21 protein-coding genes are annotated in these 18225 nt (G+C 68.2%); 8 read left to right on the top strand and 13 right to left on the bottom strand.

Annotated features, from left to right (window positions below; translation table 11 throughout):
* Nucleotides 1–756, top strand: a complete 756-nt coding sequence (locus tag BU28_RS0112955) for a hydroxypyruvate isomerase family protein (protein ID WP_028719857.1) — start codon at nucleotides 1–3, stop codon at nucleotides 754–756.
* On the opposite strand, the gene BU28_RS0112960 is transcribed toward BU28_RS0112955, so the two are convergent.
* The 4 genes from BU28_RS0112960 to BU28_RS0112975 are packed head-to-tail and all read right to left on the bottom strand — an operon-like array spanning nucleotide 753 to nucleotide 4953.
* Complete coding sequence (locus tag BU28_RS0112960; RefSeq protein ID WP_028719858.1) at nucleotides 753–3092, bottom strand: aldehyde dehydrogenase family protein; 2340 nt, start codon at nucleotides 3090–3092, stop codon at nucleotides 753–755. The two genes, BU28_RS0112955 and BU28_RS0112960, sit on opposite strands and share 4 nt — an antisense overlap.
* 1 nt (nucleotide 3093) lies before the next feature.
* Entirely contained in the window at nucleotides 3094–4041 is a 948-nt protein-coding gene (gene deoC, locus BU28_RS0112965) for a deoxyribose-phosphate aldolase (RefSeq protein ID WP_028719859.1), read from the bottom strand.
* 2 nt (nucleotides 4042–4043) lie between these two features.
* A complete protein-coding gene (locus BU28_RS0112970) occupies nucleotides 4044–4661 on the bottom strand; it encodes a DUF1523 family protein (RefSeq protein WP_028719860.1) in 618 nt (205 codons plus the stop codon).
* A gap of 10 nt (nucleotides 4662–4671) precedes the next feature.
* Nucleotides 4672–4953 (bottom strand): hypothetical protein, encoded by a 282-nt coding sequence (locus BU28_RS0112975; protein WP_028719861.1) that lies wholly within the window; start codon nucleotides 4951–4953, stop codon nucleotides 4672–4674.
* Between the two features lie 129 nt (nucleotides 4954–5082).
* On the opposite strand from BU28_RS0112975, the gene BU28_RS0112980 reads away from it, so the two are divergent.
* The 4 genes from BU28_RS0112980 to BU28_RS0112995 all read left to right on the top strand — a co-directional run bounded on the left by BU28_RS0112980 (nucleotide 5083) and on the right by BU28_RS0112995 (nucleotide 9300).
* Nucleotides 5083–5376 carry an FtsB family cell division protein gene (locus BU28_RS0112980; protein ID WP_028719862.1) on the top strand — a complete coding sequence of 98 codons (294 nt, stop codon included), beginning with the start codon at nucleotides 5083–5085 and terminating at the stop codon, nucleotides 5374–5376.
* A gap of 123 nt (nucleotides 5377–5499) precedes the next feature.
* Complete coding sequence (pdhA, locus tag BU28_RS0112985; protein ID WP_028719863.1) at nucleotides 5500–6531, top strand: pyruvate dehydrogenase (acetyl-transferring) E1 component subunit alpha; 1032 nt, start codon at nucleotides 5500–5502, stop codon at nucleotides 6529–6531.
* A 15-nt stretch (nucleotides 6532–6546) separates the two neighbouring features.
* Nucleotides 6547–7917, top strand: a complete 1371-nt coding sequence (locus tag BU28_RS0112990; protein WP_028719864.1) for a pyruvate dehydrogenase complex E1 component subunit beta — start codon at nucleotides 6547–6549, stop codon at nucleotides 7915–7917.
* Between the two features lie 12 nt (nucleotides 7918–7929).
* Nucleotides 7930–9300 carry a pyruvate dehydrogenase complex dihydrolipoamide acetyltransferase gene (locus BU28_RS0112995; protein ID WP_028719865.1) on the top strand — a complete coding sequence of 457 codons (1371 nt, stop codon included), beginning with the start codon at nucleotides 7930–7932 and terminating at the stop codon, nucleotides 9298–9300.
* A gap of 123 nt (nucleotides 9301–9423) precedes the next feature.
* Here BU28_RS0112995 and BU28_RS0113000 read toward each other — a convergent pair whose 3' ends face one another.
* The 4 genes from BU28_RS0113000 to BU28_RS0113015 all read right to left on the bottom strand — a co-directional run bounded on the left by BU28_RS0113000 (nucleotide 9424) and on the right by BU28_RS0113015 (nucleotide 15067).
* Nucleotides 9424–9942: a type 1 glutamine amidotransferase domain-containing protein gene (locus BU28_RS0113000; RefSeq protein ID WP_028719866.1), complete on the bottom strand. Its 519-nt coding sequence runs from the start codon at nucleotides 9940–9942 to the stop codon at nucleotides 9424–9426.
* 63 nt (nucleotides 9943–10005) lie between these two features.
* The gene (locus BU28_RS0113005) at nucleotides 10006–13062 is read right to left on the bottom strand and encodes an efflux RND transporter permease subunit (RefSeq protein ID WP_028719867.1); all 3057 of its coding nucleotides are present in this window, start codon (nucleotides 13060–13062) and stop codon (nucleotides 10006–10008) included.
* On the bottom strand, nucleotides 13059–14207 hold the full coding sequence (locus BU28_RS0113010; RefSeq protein ID WP_233145021.1) for an efflux RND transporter periplasmic adaptor subunit: 1149 nt from the start codon (nucleotides 14205–14207) through the stop codon (nucleotides 13059–13061). Before BU28_RS0113010 ends, BU28_RS0113005 begins: the two co-directional genes overlap by 4 nt.
* 86 nt (nucleotides 14208–14293) lie before the next feature.
* Nucleotides 14294–15067 carry a division plane positioning ATPase MipZ gene (locus tag BU28_RS0113015; RefSeq protein WP_028719869.1) on the bottom strand — a complete coding sequence of 258 codons (774 nt, stop codon included), beginning with the start codon at nucleotides 15065–15067 and terminating at the stop codon, nucleotides 14294–14296.
* 198 nt (nucleotides 15068–15265) lie between these two features.
* On the opposite strand from BU28_RS0113015, the gene BU28_RS26355 reads away from it, so the two are divergent.
* The 3 genes from BU28_RS26355 to BU28_RS0113025 are packed head-to-tail and all read left to right on the top strand — an operon-like array spanning nucleotide 15266 to nucleotide 15791.
* Nucleotides 15266–15409 carry a hypothetical protein gene (locus BU28_RS26355; RefSeq protein ID WP_233145020.1) on the top strand — a complete coding sequence of 48 codons (144 nt, stop codon included), beginning with the start codon at nucleotides 15266–15268 and terminating at the stop codon, nucleotides 15407–15409.
* On the top strand, nucleotides 15406–15570 hold the full coding sequence (locus BU28_RS22960; protein WP_233145019.1) for a hypothetical protein: 165 nt from the start codon (nucleotides 15406–15408) through the stop codon (nucleotides 15568–15570). The genes BU28_RS26355 and BU28_RS22960 overlap by 4 nt, the downstream gene beginning before the upstream one ends.
* The gene (locus BU28_RS0113025) at nucleotides 15567–15791 is read left to right on the top strand and encodes a hypothetical protein (protein WP_223251964.1); all 225 of its coding nucleotides are present in this window, start codon (nucleotides 15567–15569) and stop codon (nucleotides 15789–15791) included. The genes BU28_RS22960 and BU28_RS0113025 overlap by 4 nt, the downstream gene beginning before the upstream one ends.
* A gap of 118 nt (nucleotides 15792–15909) precedes the next feature.
* Here BU28_RS0113025 and rpmE read toward each other — a convergent pair whose 3' ends face one another.
* Genes rpmE through rimM form a run of 5 tightly spaced genes read right to left on the bottom strand, consistent with a single transcriptional unit; the run spans nucleotide 15910 to nucleotide 18223 of the window.
* Nucleotides 15910–16131 carry a 50S ribosomal protein L31 gene (gene rpmE, locus BU28_RS0113030; protein WP_028719871.1) on the bottom strand — a complete coding sequence of 74 codons (222 nt, stop codon included), beginning with the start codon at nucleotides 16129–16131 and terminating at the stop codon, nucleotides 15910–15912.
* Nucleotides 16132–16142: 11 nt separating this feature from the next.
* Nucleotides 16143–16523: a 50S ribosomal protein L19 gene (gene rplS / locus BU28_RS0113035; RefSeq protein ID WP_028719872.1), complete on the bottom strand. Its 381-nt coding sequence runs from the start codon at nucleotides 16521–16523 to the stop codon at nucleotides 16143–16145.
* Nucleotides 16520–17395, bottom strand: coding sequence for a tRNA (guanosine(37)-N1)-methyltransferase TrmD (gene trmD, locus BU28_RS0113040; protein WP_028719873.1), 876 nt, complete (start codon nucleotides 17393–17395; stop codon nucleotides 16520–16522). Before trmD ends, rplS begins: the two co-directional genes overlap by 4 nt.
* Nucleotides 17392–17721: a hypothetical protein gene (locus tag BU28_RS0113045; protein ID WP_028719874.1), complete on the bottom strand. Its 330-nt coding sequence runs from the start codon at nucleotides 17719–17721 to the stop codon at nucleotides 17392–17394. Before BU28_RS0113045 ends, trmD begins: the two co-directional genes overlap by 4 nt.
* On the bottom strand, nucleotides 17714–18223 hold the full coding sequence (gene rimM, locus BU28_RS0113050; RefSeq protein ID WP_028719875.1) for a ribosome maturation factor RimM: 510 nt from the start codon (nucleotides 18221–18223) through the stop codon (nucleotides 17714–17716). The genes BU28_RS0113045 and rimM overlap by 8 nt, the downstream gene beginning before the upstream one ends.
* Between the last annotated feature and the right edge of the window lie 2 nt (nucleotides 18224–18225).

Genomic DNA, 18225 nt, shown 5'->3' on the forward strand with positions numbered 1-18225 from the left:
ATGGCGCATTTTGCCGCAAACCTGACCTATCTGTTCACCGAACTGCCGATGCAGCAGCGTTTCGCCGCTGCCCGCCGCGCCGGGTTCCAGGGGGTCGAGATCCTGTTTCCCTATGACCTGGCCGTCAAGGAACTGGTGCGGTGCGCCGAAGCCACGGGGCTGGAGTTCGTGCTGCTGAACTCGCCGCCGCCGAACTGGGCGGGGGGCCCGCGCGGCTTTGCGGCCGAGCCGGGCAACGAGGCGCGCTTTCGCAGCGACTTCGACCGCGCGATCCGCTATGCCCAGGCGCTGGACGTGCAGCACGTCCACATCATGGCCGGACGCGCCGAGGGCCCGCAGGCGCGCCGCACCATGATCGAGAACCTGAAATGGGCCGCCCGCCGCGCCCCCCGCGCCAGCCTGACGATCGAGCCGACCAACACCCAGGACATGCCCGGCTATTTCCTGAACGACTTCGACCTTGCCGCCGAGATCATCGCCGAGGTCGGCGCGCCGAACCTCGGGCTGCAATTCGACGCTTATCAGGCCCAGATGATCCATGGCGATGTGCTGGACCTTTGGCGCCGGCTGGCGCCGATCACGCGCCATGTGCAGGTTGCGGGCTTTCCCGGCCGGCACGAGCCGCGCACCGGCGACATCGACTTTGCCCGATTCTATCGGGCGCTGGACGAGGCCGGCTACGACGGCTGGATCGGCGCCGAATACACGCCCCTGACCTCGACCGAGGCCGGGCTGCGCTGGCTGCGCTCGGCCTAATAGGCGGCGCTGCCGGTGCCCGCGGGAAGCGCGCCATGGGGCAGCCAGATGGTCCTGCTTCGGGTGGCGCGGCGCAGGAATTCGCGGCCCTGCGCCTCGGGCGCGGCCCAGTCGCGCGGCTCGGGCGCCCAGACGGGGATCAGGGTTTGCGCGGCGGCGCGCTCGGTCGCGGCCAGCCCCTCGCCCTGCCCCACATGCCAGATCGCGCCGACACCGTCATGGCCGGCCAGCGTCCGGGACAGATCCTCGCGCGGGCCGGTGACGATGTTGACGACACCCCCCGGCACGTCCGAACAGGCCAGCACCTGCGCCAGCGTCAGCGCCGCCATCGGCCGGTCCTGCGAGGGCACGGCAACCACCGCATTGCCCATCGCGATGGCAGGCAGGACCAGCGACAGAAGGCCCGCCAGCGGCGCGGCATTGGGCGCGATCACGCCCATCACGCCATGCGGATCGTGCTGGACGTGGCACAGATGGCCGGGCTTGGCCGAAACCGTAGCGCCGTCGAACTTGTCGGCGAACCCGGCATAGAAAAAGCAGCGCCGGATCGCGGCCTCGGTTTCCTCGAGCGTGGCGAAGCCCGCGAATTCGGACCGCCGCAGGGCCAGGTTCTCGGCCAGGAAATACAGCACCTGCGCCCGGCCGTGCCCGCCCAGGCCCTGCCATTTGCCCAATGCGCCCTGCGCCGCCTCGACGGCGTTGCGGATGTCCTTGCGCCCGCCCAGCGGGACCAGCTCGTCCTGCGCCAGATAGCTCGCGCCGCCGTCGGGTCGCTTTTGCGCGCCGCCGATATACAGCTTCACGGTGCGGTCGATGCCCCTTTCGTCATGCGCCAGCCCATCGGGCAGGGCCGACACCGGGGCAGGCGCGGGTTCCCGGGCGGGGCGAACCGGAGGGGCGGCCAGATAGTCCAGCATCCCTTCGCGCCCGCCTTCGCGGCCATAGCCGCTGTCGCGGATGCCGCCAAAGGGCGCGGCGGCGTCAAAGACGTTGGCGCAGTTCACCCAGACCACGCCGGCCTTGATCCGCGCGGCGATGTCGGTCGCGACCGTCGCGCTTTCCGACCAGACCGAGGCGGCCAGGCCATAGCGCGTGTTGTTGGCCAGATCGACCGCCTCGTCCGGTGTCCGAAAGGTCGAAAGCGTGGCGATGGGGCCAAAAATTTCCTCGACCATGCCGGGGTTGGCGGGGGCGATGTTGCGCAGATAGCCCGGCGCGATGACGCAGCCCTGCCCCGCCGCGCCGCCGACCAGCTCCGCGCCCTCGGCCCGGGCGCGGGCCAGGATGGCAAGGATGCGGTCCCGCTGCACCGGATGGACGATGGCGCCGACATCGGTGGACTTGTCCAGCGGCGGGCCGACCCGCAGCCTGTCCATGCGGGCGCGAAGCAGCGCCTCGAACCGTTCGGCCACGCTTTCGGCGACCAGGATGCGCGAACCGGCGCAGCAGACCTGGCCCTGGTTGAACCAGACCCCGTCCACGACGCCCTCGACCGCCGCATCCAGGTCGGCGTCCTCCAGCACCACGAAGGGCGATTTGCCGCCCAGTTCCAGCGTCAGCCGCTTGCCCGAGCCGGCGACGTCTGCGGCGATGGCGCGGCCGACCTCGGTCGAGCCGGTGAAGGCGATCTTGTCCACCGCCGCCCTGACCAGCGCCTGGCCGGTGCCGCCGTCGCCGATGACGATGTTCACGACGCCGGCGGGCAGGCCGACATGGGCGCAGATCTCGGCAAAGGCCAGCGCGGTCAGGGGCGTATATTCGGCGGGCTTCAAGACCACGGTATTGCCGGCGGCCAGCGCGGGCGCGACCTTCCAGGCCAGCATCAGCAGCGGAAAGTTCCACGGGATGATCTGGCCGCAGACACCGAGCGCGCGGTGGCCGGGAAACTCGGTCTCGGCGATCTCGGCCCAGCCGGCGTGATGATAAAAATGGCGCACGACCAAGGGCAGGTCGATGTCGCGGCTTTCCCGGATCGGCTTGCCGTTGTCCAGCGTTTCCAGCACCGCCAGAAACCGCTCGCGCTTCTGGATGGTGCGGGCGATGGCATACAGGAACCGCGCCCGGTCATGGCCCGGCATGGCGCCCCAACCCCGCTGCGCCCGGCGCGCGGCGCGCACGGCCTTGGCGACGTCGCGGCCCGTTCCCTGCGTGACGCGGGCCAGTTCCTCCCCCGTCGCGGGATCGCTTGTGACGAAGGCCTCGCCCGGGCGGGTGAAGCGGCCAGCGATGAAATGGCCAAAGGTGCCGCGCTCGCGCAGCCAGTCGCGGACGGCCGAGGCATCCTCGGGGGCGGGGCCGTATTCCATGCTTTCCATGATGTCAGAGACTTTCGGCATCTTATCCTGCGGCCAGGCGATGGGACGCGGCATAGCGCCCGGTGACGTGATGGGAAATCTGGCGCTCGATATCGGCCAGAAGCGAGGATGCGCCGATGCGGAACAGATCGGGGCGCAACCAGTCGCGGCCCAGTTCCTCGGCCATCAGCACCTGCCAGTTCAACGCGTCCCTGGCCGTCCGCAACCCGCCGGCGGGCTTGAAGCCCACGGCAACGCCGGTCGCGTCGCGATAGTCGCGGATCGCGCGCAGCATGACCAGGCTGACCGGCAGCGTGGCGTTCACCGGCTCTTTCCCGGTCGAGGTCTTGATGAAATCGGCGCCCGCCTGCATGGCGACATGGCTGGCGCGGGCCACCGTGGTCAGGGACTTGAGTTCCCCGGTCGCTAGGATCGCCTTCATCAGCGCGGGCCCGCAGGCTTCGCGCATGGCGCAAAGCTCGTCGTAAAGCGCCGACCATTCGCCGCGCAGGGCAAGGCCGCGCGAAATGACGATGTCGATTTCGTCGGCGCCCATGTCCAGCGCATAACGGATCTCGGCCAGGCGCAGGTCCAGCGGCATCAGCCCGGCCGGAAAGCCGGTCGCGACCGACGCCACCGGGATGGCCGCGCCCTGCAGCGCGCGCTTTGCCGCCGCGACCATGGTGGGATAGACGCAGACCGCGCCGGTCGTCAGCCTGCCGACGCCAAGCGCCTTAAGCTGCCCCGCGTCGACGGGCTGGCGCGCCTTGGCGCAAAGCCGCGCCACGCGGTCGGGGGTGTCGTCGCCCGACAGCGTCGTCAGGTCGATGCAGCGCACCGCATTCAACAGCCAGGCCGCCTGCCAGTCGCCCTTGAGACTGCGCCGCGCGGTCAGGGTCGCGGCACGACGCTCGGCCGCCGGGGTGTTGACGGCGATCCGGGCAAAGGCCTCGGGACGGAACGGGGTGCCGGGGTTGCGTCCTTCGGCCATGCCTAGCGCCTGTTCCACCAGCGCGACAGCCGCCCCCGCGCCCTGTCCCCCGCCGCGTCGGCCGAGGCCAGCGCCGGATCGATGCTGCGTTCGCGGAACTGGTTCCACATCCGCCAGATCAGCGCCAGCAGCGCCCCCAGCACCAGCAGGATCAGCACCGCGGGCCAGTTGAAGGGCCGCACGTCGGGCCCCGCGACCGGCCGGATCGAGATCGCATTGGGATAGATCGACAGCCACGACACCCGCCAGCCGTACGAGGTGACGCTGACCCATTGCGGATCGGCCGAGGTCGACCGCAGGTCCGTCGCCCGCGCATGCAGGTTCGAACTGTCGTATTTGAAATAGGGCGGCCAGATCCAGCCAGTGTCCTCGTTGCGATAGACATAGGGCCGTCCGCTGGGGCGCACCGTGTCGATGAAGCGCACGTCGCGCTGGCCCTGGGCGTTCTGCACGGTGCCGGTGTCGGGCGAGGCATAGAAGATGCGGTTCGCGCCGATGTCGGTCAGCCGGTTGTAGGTGTTGGTGATGCGCACCGTCTGCCGCGACGGCAGGGCATAATCCAGAAACAGGAATACGGCGATGCCGAACAGCACCCCCAGGACGGTCAGGAACCAGCGCATCGGCGCCCCCTCAGTTGTAGTTCACAAGGACGATGATCGCCGCAATCGCGACCACCGGCAACACCAGCACCAGAAGCGCAAGCCGGGCGCGCAGCGTTCGGCGAAAGCCGATCATGGAACGCCGCACGAATTCGCGCCGTTCCGGGGAATCGCCCGCGCGATCCGGGTGGCGGCGGTCCCATTCCTCTTCCAGCGCCTCGCCCCGCGTGCTGCGCAGATAGGCCGTCAGCAGCGCATAGAAGATCAGCTCGATGACCAGCACCATGCCGATCAGGCGCAAAAAGGCAAACATTTCCGCGGTGCTCCCCGGTGGTTCTGGCGCATGGAAGGCCGGACGCGCGCCGCTGTCAATCGCTGCCGTCGGGGATTTTCCCGGCCCGGCGGCTGTGGCATGATCGCCCGAAACCAAGCGAGCCGCCCCATGTCCGAACGCCTTTCCATCAGCGCCCTGGTGTTTTTCGTCATCATGGCGCTGCTGGGCGCCTATTTCGCCTTTGCGGCCGTGCAGGGGCCCTCGGGGGTGCTGCGGCGCGAACAGCTGCGCGCCGACACCCGCGAACTGGTCGCCCAACGCGACAAGCTGCAGGCCGAGGTGGACCGCATGCGCAACCTGACGCGCCGGCTGTCGGACGAATACCTGGACCTGGACCTGCTGGACGAACGCGCCCGCGACGTGCTGGGCTATATCCGGCCCGACGAAATCATCGTCCGCTAGGGGCCTCGGGCGGCGCCCTGCCCAATTTCCGCGCGCCCGCAGATCGCAGGTTTACATTTCCGCGAACTCCGTCCTAGAAGTAGTTTAACGCTGAACTATTCCTGTGCCAAGGAGGGGGCCCGCATGGTCAGAAAGCCAGCAGCCAAGGAAAGCACGTCCAACGTCTCGCGCGACGAGCTTTTGAAATACTACCGCGACATGCTTCTGATCCGTCGATTCGAGGAAAAGGCCGGCCAGCTTTACGGCATGGGCCTGATCGGCGGCTTCTGCCACCTGTACATCGGCCAGGAAGCCGTGGTCGTGGGCCTGGAGGCCTGCGCCAAGGACGGCGACAAGCGCATCACCAGCTATCGCGACCATGGCCACATGCTGGCCTGCGGCATGGACGCCAAGGGCGTCATGGCCGAACTGACCGGCCGCGAGGGCGGATATTCCAAGGGCAAGGGCGGCAGCATGCACATGTTCAGCCGCGAAAAGCATTTCTACGGCGGTCACGGCATCGTCGCGGCGCAGGTGCCGCTGGGCGCGGGCCTGGCCTTCGCCGACAAGTACCTTGGCAACGACAACGTCACCTTCACCTATTTCGGCGACGGCGCGGCCAACCAGGGCCAAGTCTACGAGACCTACAACATGGCCGAGCTGTGGTCCCTGCCGGTGGTTTTCGTGATCGAGAACAACCAGTACGCCATGGGCACCTCGATGTCGCGCTCGACCAAGTCGACGACGCTTTACGGCCGGGGCGAAGCCTTCGGCATCGCGGGCGAACGGGTGGACGGCATGGACGTGCTGGCCGTCAAGGCCGCCGGCGAAAAGGCCGTGGCCCACTGCCGCGCGGGCAAGGGCCCCTATATCCTGGAAGTGATGACCTATCGCTATCGCGGGCATTCGATGTCGGACCCGGCGAAATACCGCACCCGCGAGGAAGTCCAGAAGATGCGCGACGAACGCGACGCCATCGAACACGTGCGCGACCTGCTGCTGACCGGCAGCCACGCCTCCGAGGACGACCTGAAGGCGATCGACAAGGAAATCAAGGATATCGTCAACGAATCCGCCGAGTTCGCCAAGGAAAGCCCGGAACCCGCGCTGGATCAGCTGTGGACCGACATCTATGCCGAAGACCTGCCGCAAGGCTCGGCCACCGAGAACGCCTGAGGGAGGGGAACAACAATGGCAACCGAAATCCTGATGCCCGCCCTGTCGCCGACCATGGAGGAAGGCACGCTGGCGAAATGGCTGAAGAAGGAAGGCGATGCGGTCAAGGCCGGCGACATCATCGCCGAGATCGAGACCGACAAGGCCACGATGGAGTTCGAGGCCGTGGATGAAGGCATCCTGGGCAAGATCCTGATCGGCGAAGGCAGCCAGGGGGTCAAGGTGAACACCCCCATCGCGGTTCTGGTCGAGGAAGGCGAATCCGTAAGCGACGTGCAGGCCGAGGCGCCCAAAGCCGAAGCCGCCCCCGCCGAGGCGAAGTCCGAAGCCCCCGCGCAATCCGCCGTCGAAACCGTCAAGACGCCTGAGCCCGACCGCAGCCCCGACTGGCCGGAAGGCACCAGGATGAAGTCCATGACGGTGCGGGAAGCCCTGCGCGAGGCCATGGCCGAGGAGATGGAACGCGACGACACCGTGTTCCTGATGGGCGAGGAGGTCGGCGAATACCAGGGCGCCTACAAGATCAGCCAGGGCCTTCTGGACAAGTTCGGCCCGCGCCGCGTCGTCGACACCCCGATCAGCGAGATCGGCTTTGCCGGCATCGGCACCGGCGCCGCGCTGGCCGGGCTGCGCCCCATCGTCGAGTTCATGACCTTCAACTTCGCGATGCAGGCCATCGACCACATCATCAACTCGGCCGCCAAGACGCTGTACATGTCCGGCGGCCAGATGGGCTGTCCCATCGTGTTCCGCGGCCCGAACGGCGCCGCCGCCCGCGTGGGCGCCCAGCACAGCCAGGATTACGCCGCCTGGTATGCCCAGATCCCCGGCCTCAAGGTGGTGATGCCCTATTCGGCGGCCGATGCCAAAGGCCTGCTGAAACAGGCGATCCGAGACCCGAACCCGGTGATCTTCCTGGAAAACGAGATCCTCTACGGCCGCTCGTTCGAGGTGCCGGACCTGCCGGACTTCACCATCCCCTTCGGCAAGGCGCGCATCGCGCGGACCGGCAAGGACGTGACCATCGTCAGCTTCGGCATCGGCATGGCCCATGCGCTGGAAGCCGCCGACAAGCTGGCCGAGGACGGGATCGAGGCCGAGGTGATCGACCTGCGGACCCTGCGCCCGCTGGACTATGGCACCATCCTTGAATCGGTCAAGAAGACCAACCGCTGCGTGACGGTCGAGGAAGGCTTCCCCGTGGGCGCCATCGGCAACCACCTGTCGGCCTATATCATGGAAAACGCCTTCGATTATCTCGACGCGCCGGTCATCAACTGCACCGGCAAGGACGTGCCCATGCCCTATGCCGCGAACCTGGAAAAGCTTGCGCTGGTCACCGCCGACGAGGTGGTGCAGGCCGTCAAAAAAGTCACCTACAAGTAAGGGGTTATCAAGATGCCGACAGAAATCCTGATGCCCGCCCTGTCCCCGACGATGGAGGAGGGCACGCTGGCCAAATGGCTGGTCAAGGAAGGGGACGAGGTCAAGTCCGGCGACATCCTGGCCGAGATCGAGACCGACAAGGCCACGATGGAGTTCGAGGCCGTCGACGAGGGCAGGATCGGCAAGCTGCTGGTCGCCGAGGGCTCGGCCGGGGTCAAGGTGAACACCCCCATCGCGGTCCTGCTGGAAGAGGGCGAGGACGCCTCGGCGGTGTCGTCCGCCTCCACCGCATCGTCCGATGCTTCCGCGCCCAAGCCCCAGGCCGACGCCGAACGCTCTGCCGCCGAAAAGGGCTATGGCGGTCCGATCGGCGCGCCGGTCGCGGGCGATCTGGCCACCGGCAAGGCCGGCGCCGCCCAGCCGGCCCCTGCTGCCGGCGGCCGCGTCTTTGCCTCGCCGCTGGCACGTCGCATCGCGGCGGAAAAGGGCATCGACCTGGGCGCGATCACGGGTTCCGGCCCGCACGGCCGCATCGTCAAGGCCGACGTGGAAGGCGCCAAGCCCGGCGCCGCCAAGCCCACTGCTGCCAGCGCAGCCCCGGCAGCCCCGGCCGCGCCCGCCCCGGCCAAGGCCCCCGCGGCCGCCGCCCCGACCGGCCCTTCGGCCGAAACCATCCTGAAAATGTATGCCGACCGCGAAACGACCGAGGTTGCGCTCGACGGCATGCGCCGCACCATTGCCGCGCGTCTGTCGGAAGCCAAGCAGACCATCCCGCATTTCTACCTGCGCCGGTCTGCCAAGCTCGACGAGCTGATGAAGTTCCGCGCCATGCTGAACAAGCAGCTGGAAGCGCGCGGCGTGAAGCTGTCGGTCAACGACTTCATCATCAAGGCCTGTGCGCTCGCCTTGCAAGAGGTGCCCGATGCCAATGCCGTCTGGGCCGGCGACCGCATCCTGAAGCTGAAGCCCTCTGACGTGGCCGTGGCCGTCGCGATCGAAGGCGGCCTCTTCACCCCGGTCCTCAAGGACGCGCAGCAAAAGACGCTGTCCGCCCTCTCGACCGAGATGAAGGACCTGGCCAACCGCGCCAAGACGAAAAAGCTCGCCCCCCACGAATACCAGGGCGGCAGCTTCGCGATCTCGAACCTCGGCATGTTCGGGATCGAGAATTTCGACGCGGTGATCAACCCGCCGCATGGCGCGATCCTTGCCGTCGGTGCCGGCATCCAGACGCCGGTGGTCGAGAATGGCGAGGTGGTGATCCGCAACGTCATGTCCATGACGCTTTCGGTCGATCACCGCGTGATCGACGGCGCGCTCGGGGCGCAACTCCTGCAAGCCATCGTGAACCATCTGGAAAACCCGATGGGCATGCTGGTCTGAACGGGCGGAAACCCGGACCAATCGAAAGGGGCGCCGCGGCGCCCCTTTTTGGTTTCCTTGTTGTCGAAATACCCCGCAGGGGGTCCGGGGGACGCGAAGTCCCCCGGGGCCGCGAGACGCAATTCAGCCCAGGGCCTCCTCGATGGCGCCGACAAAGGCATCCAGGTCGTCCGGGTTGCGGCTGGTGATGATGCCGCCGTCCACCACGACCTTCTCGTCGACCACCTCGGCGCCGGCGTTCTTCATGTCGGTACGGATCGAGCCATAGCTGGTCAACCGTCGGCCCTTGGCAAGCCCGGCCTCGGCCAGCAGCCAGGGGGCGTGGCAGATTGCGGCCACGGGCTTGCCGGCCGCGGCAAAGTCGCGGATCAGCGCGATGGCCTTGTCGTCCTGGCGCAGCGTATCGGGGTTGATGACGCCGCCCGGCAGGACCAGCACGTCGTAATCCCCCGCGCGCGCGTCCGCGATGGCAAGCCCGGCCTCGACCGTCTTGCCCCAGTCCTTCTTGTCCCAGGCCTTGATCGGTCCCGCCTCGGGCGCGGCGATATCGACGCGGTGGCCGGCCTCGCGCAGCTTTTCCAGGGGCACGAACAGTTCCGACTGCTCGAACCCGTCCGACGCCATGATAAGAACATCTGCCATGAGGCATCTCCGTTCAGGTGATAGGGATGGCCTACCAATGTTTCGCCCCGCGCGCGGGTTCCGCTATTCCGCCGGGTCGGACGCGGCGTTCAGGCCGATGCGGCGCGCCAGCCAGCGCCCGGCCCGCACCTGTCCCCCATGGATCAGCGAGAACAGCGAGGGCACGAACAGCAGAGACAGCAGCGTCGACAGCAAAAGCCCGCCGATCACCGCGATGGCCATGGGGGCACTGAACTCGGCCCCCTCGCCCCGCCCCAGCGCCGAGGGCACCATGCCCGCCGTCATGGCGATGGTCGTCATCACGATGGGACGCGCCCGCTTGTGGACCGCGTCCAGGATCGCGGCGCGCTTCTCGACGCCCCGGTCGATGCCGCTCAGCGCGAATTCGACCAGCATGATCGCGTTCTTGGTCACGATCCCCATCAGCATCAGGAACCCGATCACCACCGCCATGCTGATCGAATTGCCGGTCAGGAACAGCGCCAGGATCGCCCCCCCGATCGCCAGCGGCAGCGACATCAGGATCGAGACCGGAACGACAAAGCTGTGGAACAGCAGCACCAGCACCACATAGGTCAGCATCACCCCCGATATCATGGCGACGGCAAAGGCCTCGAACACCTCGGCCATGATCTCGGCGTCGCCCGAGGGCTGGATGCGGGTGCCGGGCGGCAGGTCCACCGTCTTCTGCAACTCGGCCACCTGGGCGTTCACCGGCCCCAGCAGGGCGCCGTCCACCAGGTTCGCCGACACTTTGGTCTGGTAACGCCGGTCATAGCGTTCGATCTGGGTGGCCCCGGCCGACAGGGACACGTCGGCCACCGCCTCCAGCGGGACCGGCCCGGCGGAGCTGGGCACCCGCAGGTCGCGCAGGCTCATCAGGTCGCGCCGCGCCGCATGGTTCAGGCGGACCATGATGGGGATCTGCTCGGTGCCCGTATTGAACTTGGCCAGGTTCGATTCCGTATCGCCCAGGGTCGCCACGCGCAGCGTGGTCGCAAGCGCGCTGGCCGTCACGCCCAGTTCCGCCGCCACGCCGTCGCGCGGATGGATGCGGATCTCGGGGCGCTGCAGCGCGGCCGAGGATGTGACTCCCTCCAGGCTCGGCAGGGTCTTCATCGCGGCCATCAGCCGCTCGGCGGCCTCCGTCGCCGCCGCCTCGGTCTCGCCCAGGACCGAGATTTCCAGGTCGCTCGCCCCGGCCTCGTTCTGGAAGTTGATCCGCAGGTCGGGCATCTCGGCCAGGTCGTGCTTCAGCGCATCCTCGATCTGGAAGCTCGAGCGTTCGCGGCTGTCCTTGGGGCCATAGTTCACCATGATCTTGGCGTCGGTCACGTCGCCGTCGCCGCCGTTCACGAAGACCGCCCGCACCTCGGGCTCCTGGGCGATCCGGGCCGAGACGCGGCGCGCGGCATCCTCGGTCTCGGCGATGGTGGAACCGGGCGGCGTCTCGACCGTGATCTGGCTGCGGCCCACGTCCTGGGCCGGGATGAATTCGGTCGGCAGCAGGGTCGCCGACCAGATCGAGGCGGCAAAGACCCCCAGGCCCAGGACCAGCGTCACCCCGCGATGCGCCAGGGTCCAGTCCAGCACCCGCATCAGGGCGCGCAGAAGCAGGCCGTCGCGCTCCTCCGCCGCGTGATGGCCGGTGCGGCGCAGCAGATAGGCCGCCATCATCGGCGTGACCAGCCGCGCCACCAGCAGCGAGAACAGGACCGACACCGCGACCGTCAACCCGAACTGCTTGAAATACTGCCCCGGGATCCCGCCCATGAAGCTGACCGGCGCAAAGACCGCGACGATGGAAAAGCTGATCGCGATGACGGTCAGGCCGATCTCGTTCGCGGCCTCCATGCTGGCCTCGTAGGGGGGTGTGCCCATGGTGATGTGGCGCACGATGTTCTCGATCTCGACGATGGCGTCGTCGACCAGGATGCCGGTGACCAGGGTGATCGCCAGCAGGCTGATGCCGTTCAGCGTGAAGCCCAGCCAGTGCATGACAAAGAAGGTCGGTATGATCGACAGGGGCAGCGCCACCGCCGCGATGACGGTCGCGCGCCAGTTCCGCAGGAACAGGAAAACGACGATCACGGCCAGCGCCGCGCCTTCGTACAGCGTCTCCATCGCGCGGTGATAGCTGGCGGCGGTGTGGGTGGTGGCGTCGTCGATCAGCTCGATCCGTGTGCCGGGGTGGCGGGCCTCGATCTCGGCCACGCGGGCCTTGGTGCCGTCCCCGGCCACCAGGTCGGATTCGCCCGTGCCGCGAAAGACGCCGAAGGCCACGACCGGACGCCCGTCCAGCAGGGCAAAGCTGCGCTCTTCGCTGGGGCCTTCGCTGACCTGGCCCAGCTGGTCCAGCCGCACCGTGCGGCCGCCACCGATCAGGATGGGCGTGGCGGCAAGCCGCGCCACGTCCTCTGCCCCGCCAAGCGCGCGGATGGAATATTCGGTGCCGGCCAGGTCGCCGCGCCCGCCGCCCATGTCGATGTTCTTGGCCCGCAACTGGTCCGAGACCTCGGCCGCGGTCAGCCCCATGGCCTGCACCCGGCCTGGGTCCAGCTCGACATTGACCTGCCGGTCGGCGCCGCCGATGCGGGTGATGCTGGCGACCCCCGGCACGGTGGTCAGGTCGCGCGCCACCACGTCGTCGACGAATTGCGACAGCTGCTCCATCGACTGGCCGGGGTTGCTGACGGCATAGGTCAGGATCGCCATGCCGCTGACGTCGATGCGCTTGACCAGCGGCTCCACGATGGATTCGGGCAGGTCGGCGCGGACATTGGCCACCGCGTCCTTGACGTCGTTCACCGCGCGGTCGGTGTTCGTCTCAAGCTCGAACTCGACATAGAGATGCGCCGCGCTGTCGGTCGCGGCCGAGGTGATGTGCCGCACCCCGGTGATCGAGGCCAGCGAATCCTCGATCGGCTGGATGACCTGCCGCACCAGTTCCGAAGGCGCCGCACCGGGCTGGCTGACCGTGACCTGCACCAGCGGCAGGTCGATGTTCGGCATCGCCGTGACCGCCAGCCTGTTGAAGCTGTAAAGCCCCACCAGCAGCAGCACCAGAAAGATCGCGATGGGCGGCACCGGGTGGCGGATCGACAGGGCGGAAAAGTTCATGGCTGCGACCCCGGCGCCGCGCGGACCGGATCGCCCGTGCGAAAGAACGCGCCGGCGCGGGCGATGACCTGCTCGCCCGCCTCGAGCCCCTCCAGGATCTCGCGCCGGTCCTGCCAGACAAGGCCCGCGCGGACCGGGCGGGTTTCCACGACGCCGTTCCGCACGACCTGCACCCGCTCGCCCCTCTCGTCGGCGAGCACCGCCGACAGCGGCACGGTCAGCGCCTCGCGCCGGTCGGTGACGATCCAGCCGCTGGCGAACAGGCCCAGCCGCAGGCCCGGCGCAGGGTCGAGCGCAATGCGCGCCTGCCCCAGCCGCGTCGCGGGATCGACCCGCGCCGGCACCAGCCGCACCCGGCCCGCCACATCGCCCAGGCCCGAGACCCGGATCTCGGCCGGATCGCCGGGCTTGACCTGCCCCAGCGCGGTTTCGATCACATCGGCCGCCAACTCGATCTCGCCCCGCGCGACCAGCTGGAACATGGGTTCGCCAGCCGAGCCGGACAGCGCGCCGATCTCGGCATTGCGGGCGACGACGATGCCATCCACCGGGGCGGTGATCCGGGCGTGGCCCAGGTTCAACGCCGCGATCCTTTGGGCCGCCCTGGCCTGGGCCACGGCGGCGCGCGCCACCCCCAGCCCTTCGCGGGCCGAGGCCAGCGCCGCGGCGGCCGAGGCCTCGGTCGCAATGGCCTGGTCCAGCACCGCCTGGCTGGCGCTGCCGCTTTCGCGCAGGCTGCGGGTGCGCTGCAGGATGGCGGCGGCTTCGGTCAGCGCCGCCTCGGCGCTGGCGATCTGGCTTTCGGCCTGGCGCTCGGCCGCGGTGGCGCGGGCATGTTCGGCATCGGCCTGGGCAAGCTGCGCGCTCAGCGCCGCATCGTCCAGACGCGCCAGCACATCGCCCGCCTTGACGCGGTCCCCGACCTCGGCCCGCAGTTCCCGGATCTCGTAGCCCGCGACATTGGCATGGACCTGCACCGGGTCGCGCGCGACAAGCGAGCCCGTGACCGGCACCCGGACCTCGATGGTGCTTCGCGCGACCGGGGCGAGGGAGACGACCGGCGCCTCCTGCCGCAGGACGGCGGCATCGGCCTCTTGCGCCCGAACCGGACCCGGCGGGGCGGCCAGCATCAGGGCCAGCAGCATTCCAATCCTGCCGAACCCGGCCATCCCGCTCTCCCCTTCTGCGACTGCCCTTAGATAGGCTGGCAGGGCGGCAGCAACAATCCCGGCTAGAAGGCCACGCTGACCCCCGGCAAACGCAATTCCGCGATCAGTTCGCGCAATTCCTGCCGGGCGGCGATATTGGACATGGAAAGCTGCTCGGTCCCGATGTCGCGCAGGTCCAGCAGGGTCAGGCCGCGCGGGAACAGTTCGCGAAAGATCACCCGCTCCGAAAAGCCCGGCGCCACACGAAAGCCGATGCGTTTCGACAGCGTCTCCAGCGCGCCGCCGACCTTGCGCTTGTTGTGCATGGCCTGGGTGCCCAGCCGGTTCCTCAGCACCAGCCAGTCGATCGGCCCCGCCCCGGCCTGTCCGCGCAGCTGCCGCGCGCCCCAGACCATCTCGGCATAGATCGAGGGGCCCAGTACCTTGCCTTCGGGCGACATGCGCGCCAGCAGGTCGAAGTCGATGAAGCTGTCGTTCATCGGCGTGATCAGCGTATCGGCCAGGCTGTGCGCCATCTGGCTAAGCCGCGTGTGCGAACCGGGGCAGTCCAGCAGGATGAAATCGCAATCGGGCTCAAGCGCGGCGACGGCGTGGGACAGCGGGTCCGGGCCCTCGGGCTCCAGCGCGCCCAGCCGCGGCGTCGGCAGGTCCAGCCCTGCGTCCTTCAGGAAATGCAGGCGGTTTTCCAGATAGCGGGCAAAGCTGCGCTGGCGCACGTCCAGGTCCAAGGCACCCACCCGATGCCCCATCCGCGCCAGCGCCGTCGCCACATGCATCGAGGTGGTGGACTTGCCCGAGCCGCCCTTTTCGTTCCCGACGACGATGATATGCGCCATGAATCCCCCCGTGTCCTGCGGTTTGCCCGGGCAGGACCATAGGGCCGGGCACCGCGCTTGAAAAGCGCGGGATTCGCCGCTGCATGACCCGCGCGCTTCCCGCCAACAAGCGGCCTTCCGATGTCAAGCTGATGATTTTCAACGTGATTATATCACGACAATCGCAATAGATTTTTCTCTTGAAAAAGACGATCAACCATGTCGTTATATAGCTGTCAGGACCGTCCCACGGTCATCGCTGGAAAGGAGCCAAGGATGTCCATGCTGAACCATCTGTCGGCCTTGGCCGACCGCGCCATCCGGGCCACGACGCCCTTTTCGCCGCGCTACAGCGTGGCGTGATCGACCGACGCACGGGCAGGCCCCATACCATCTCGGGGATTCCGCTGGTGGTGATGACAGCCGAGCCCGTCACCGCGTCCCACGAATTGATGCGCAACCGCGACCCGGGGGTGTGGGACATCTTCATCGAACGCATGGACCGCAACGGAGCCATCCAGTGATCCGCTTTCCCCTGATCCCTCGCAGCCAGCCCGCCGCGCCCGTCTATGCCACCATCGCGCTGTCGGCCCATCGCAGCGCCCAGGGGCCGGTCCTGCGCAGCTATCGCGACGGTCGCGTCGTGATCGATACCGGTCGGGGCCACCTGACCGGCAGGCCCCTGGCCAGTGAAGCGCCCGAGCTTCCGGTCTGGACGCCCCTTCTGTTCGTCGGCATGGTCTGATCCCCGGCCAGCCGGGGGCCTGCACCCCTGCCCCGCCCGCAGCGCCCACCCTGCGGAGCAGCCAAAGAAAAACGCCGCCCGGATCGGGGCGGCGTTCGCATTTTCGCGGGGGCGGTGCTTAGAAGCCCAGGCCCGCGTATTTGTTCTTGAACTTCGACACGCGGCCGCCGGTGTCCATCAGCTTGGCCGAGCCGCCGGTCCAGGCGGGGTGCACGGTCGGGTCGATGTCCAGCGTCATGGTGTCGCCTTCCTTGCCCCAGGTCGAACGCACCTGATAGGTCGTGCCGTCGGTCATCTTCACGGTGATGAAGTGATAGTCGGGATGGGTATCTGCTTTCATGGCGCGTCTCCTCAGGCCTTGGCTTCGGCTTTGGGCTTGTAGTTGGTGACTTCGGCGATACGGGCCGATTTGCCGCGGCGGTCGCGCAGGTAGTACAGCTTGGCGCGGCGGACACGGCCGCGGCGCACCACGGTGATCGAGTCGATGTTGGTCGAATACAGCGGGAAGACGCGCTCGACACCCTCGCCGAACGAGATCTTGCGCACGGTGAACGACGCACCGATGCCGCCGCCCTTGCGCGAGATGACCACGCCTTCGTAGTTCTGCACGCGGGTGCGGGTGCCTTCGGTCACTTTATAGCCGACGCGCACGGTGTCGCCGGCCTTGAAATCCGGGATTTCCTTGCCGAGCGAGGCGATCTGCTCGGCTTCCAGTTGGGCGATCAGGTTCATCGCTTTGGTTCCTTCGGTTGCTCGCGGTAGTCCCGCGATTGGTCTGATGCGCCCGAGAGCTGTCGGTCCTTTGCCGGGTCCACGCGGGTTTCCCCGTATGCCCGCCACAGGTCGGGGCGGCGTTCCTTGGTCAGCCTTTCGGCCATGTCGCGCCGCCATGTGGCAATAGCCGCGTGATTGCCCGAGAGAAGCACTTCCGGGATCGCGCGGCCTTCCCAAAGGGCGGGCTTCGTATACTGGGGATGTTCAAGCAGGCCGTCGGAAAAGGATTCCTCGGCCAGCGATTCCTGATTCCCCAGCACGCGCGGTATAAGGCGAACCGTCGCGTCGATCAAGACCTGAGCGGCGAGTTCGCCCCCGGTCAGGACATAATCGCCGATGCTGATCTCCTCGACCGCATGGGCGTCCAGCACGCGCTGGTCCACACCCTCGAACCGGCCGCAGATCAGCGTCATGCCCGGGCCGTTCGCCAGGGCACGGGCGCGCGCCTGGGTAAAGGGCTTGCCGCGCGGCGACAGGTAGATCACCGGCAGGCCGGGCCCCGCCTCGCGCAGGGCGGCGTCCATCACGTCGGGGCGGATCACCATGCCCGCGCCGCCGCCGGCGGGGGTGCCGTCGACGTTGCGGTGCCTGCCGATGCCGAAGGGGCGCAGGTCGGTGGTGCGCAGGTTCCACAGCCCCTCGGCCAGCGCCCGGCCGGTCAGGGACAGGCCCAGGACGCCCGGAAAAGCCTCGGGAAACAAGGTGATGACCTGGGCCGTCCAGGCGCCGCGCACCTGCGGCTCGGCCATCAGGTCGCGCGGTTGCAGACTGGCGCGGATCGACAGCCGGCCATGCGACTTGCCGCCGCCGGCGTTCGGCTGATCGGTCATGCCTGCCGCCGCAAGAGGTTCGCGCCGGTCGAGACCAGCGCCCCCAAGATCGCGCAGCCCACCGGCAGCGCCGCGTGCAGCGGACGCGGCGGCAGCAGCCCGCCCAGGTACCACGCACCCAGGCAAAGCGCGCCGCAGACCAGCAGCGCCCCGACCATCAGCCGGGGTTCGGGCGACAGGTTGCGGCCGGCCAGCAGCGGGATCAGCCCTGCCAACATGACCGGGGCAAAGACATAGGCGTTCGGATTGTCGCTGCCGGCCAGCCCCTGCAACAGGGGACCGGCCAGCATCAGCAGAAAGCCAAGCGCGAACAGGGCATTACGCATCGCCTTCCTCCTCGGGCGGGTCGGCGATGATGCGTCCGGCGGACAGGTCCACCGTCGGCACGAAGGCCCGGGTAAAGGGCAGCAGCAGCGGCTGCCGACGACCGGGACCCAGGATTTCCAGGATGTCGCCAGCCCCATGGTCATAGATCGCATGGACCTTGCCGATCGGCGCACCGCCGGTGTCGTAGACGGAAAGGCCAATCAGATCCGTATGATAGAACTCATCATCCGGCAGCGACGGCAGCCGGTCGCGATCCGCCCACAGGGTCACGCCCTTGAGCGCGTCGGCCGCCTCGCGCGTGTCGACGCCCGACAGCCGGGCGCCCAGCCCGCCCGTCACCGGCCGCGTCAGCCGCACGGTGAACGAACGTGTCCCGTCCTCGGACCAGAGCGGACCATAGGCAGCAATATCATTGGGTTGCGAGGTAAAGCTTTTCAGCCGCACCTCGCCCCGGACGCCAAAGGCGCCCGCGATCGCGCCGACACAGATCCGCTCGGGCATGG

The organism is Paracoccus yeei ATCC BAA-599 (assembly GCF_000622145.1).
Classification (GTDB): Bacteria; Pseudomonadota; Alphaproteobacteria; order Rhodobacterales; family Rhodobacteraceae; genus Paracoccus; species Paracoccus yeei.

Excerpts from the sequence above, each read along its gene's own strand:
- BU28_RS0112995 (WP_028719865.1), top strand. The coding sequence starts at position 7,930 with ATGCCGACAGAAATCCTGATGCCCGCCCTGTCCCCGACGATGGAGGAG.
- pdhA (WP_028719863.1), top strand. The coding sequence starts at position 5,500 with ATGGTCAGAAAGCCAGCAGCCAAGGAAAGCACGTCCAACGTCTCGCGC.
- BU28_RS0112990 (WP_028719864.1), top strand. The coding sequence starts at position 6,547 with ATGGCAACCGAAATCCTGATGCCCGCCCTGTCGCCGACCATGGAGGAA.
- trmD (WP_028719873.1), bottom strand. The coding sequence starts at position 17,395 with ATGACCGATCAGCCGAACGCCGGCGGCGGCAAGTCGCATGGCCGGCTG.
- BU28_RS0112975 (WP_028719861.1), bottom strand. The coding sequence starts at position 4,953 with ATGTTTGCCTTTTTGCGCCTGATCGGCATGGTGCTGGTCATCGAGCTG.
- BU28_RS0112960 (WP_028719858.1), bottom strand. The coding sequence starts at position 3,092 with ATGCCGAAAGTCTCTGACATCATGGAAAGCATGGAATACGGCCCCGCC.
- BU28_RS0113015 (WP_028719869.1), bottom strand. The coding sequence starts at position 15,067 with ATGGCGCATATCATCGTCGTCGGGAACGAAAAGGGCGGCTCGGGCAAG.
- BU28_RS0112970 (WP_028719860.1), bottom strand. The coding sequence starts at position 4,661 with ATGCGCTGGTTCCTGACCGTCCTGGGGGTGCTGTTCGGCATCGCCGTA.
- BU28_RS0113010 (WP_233145021.1), bottom strand. The coding sequence starts at position 14,207 with ATGCTGCTGGCCCTGATGCTGGCCGCCCCGCCGGGTCCGGTTCGGGCG.
- BU28_RS0113005 (WP_028719867.1), bottom strand. The coding sequence starts at position 13,062 with ATGAACTTTTCCGCCCTGTCGATCCGCCACCCGGTGCCGCCCATCGCG.
- rimM (WP_028719875.1), bottom strand. The coding sequence starts at position 18,223 with ATGCCCGAGCGGATCTGTGTCGGCGCGATCGCGGGCGCCTTTGGCGTC.
- deoC (WP_028719859.1), bottom strand. The coding sequence starts at position 4,041 with ATGGCCGAAGGACGCAACCCCGGCACCCCGTTCCGTCCCGAGGCCTTT.
- BU28_RS0112980 (WP_028719862.1), top strand. The coding sequence starts at position 5,083 with ATGTCCGAACGCCTTTCCATCAGCGCCCTGGTGTTTTTCGTCATCATG.
- BU28_RS26355 (WP_233145020.1), top strand. The coding sequence starts at position 15,266 with ATGTCGTTATATAGCTGTCAGGACCGTCCCACGGTCATCGCTGGAAAG.
- BU28_RS0113045 (WP_028719874.1), bottom strand. The coding sequence starts at position 17,721 with ATGCGTAATGCCCTGTTCGCGCTTGGCTTTCTGCTGATGCTGGCCGGT.
- rpmE (WP_028719871.1), bottom strand. The coding sequence starts at position 16,131 with ATGAAAGCAGATACCCATCCCGACTATCACTTCATCACCGTGAAGATG.
- rplS (WP_028719872.1), bottom strand. The coding sequence starts at position 16,523 with ATGAACCTGATCGCCCAACTGGAAGCCGAGCAGATCGCCTCGCTCGGC.
- BU28_RS0112955 (WP_028719857.1), top strand. The coding sequence starts at position 1 with ATGGCGCATTTTGCCGCAAACCTGACCTATCTGTTCACCGAACTGCCG.
- BU28_RS0113000 (WP_028719866.1), bottom strand. The coding sequence starts at position 9,942 with ATGGCAGATGTTCTTATCATGGCGTCGGACGGGTTCGAGCAGTCGGAA.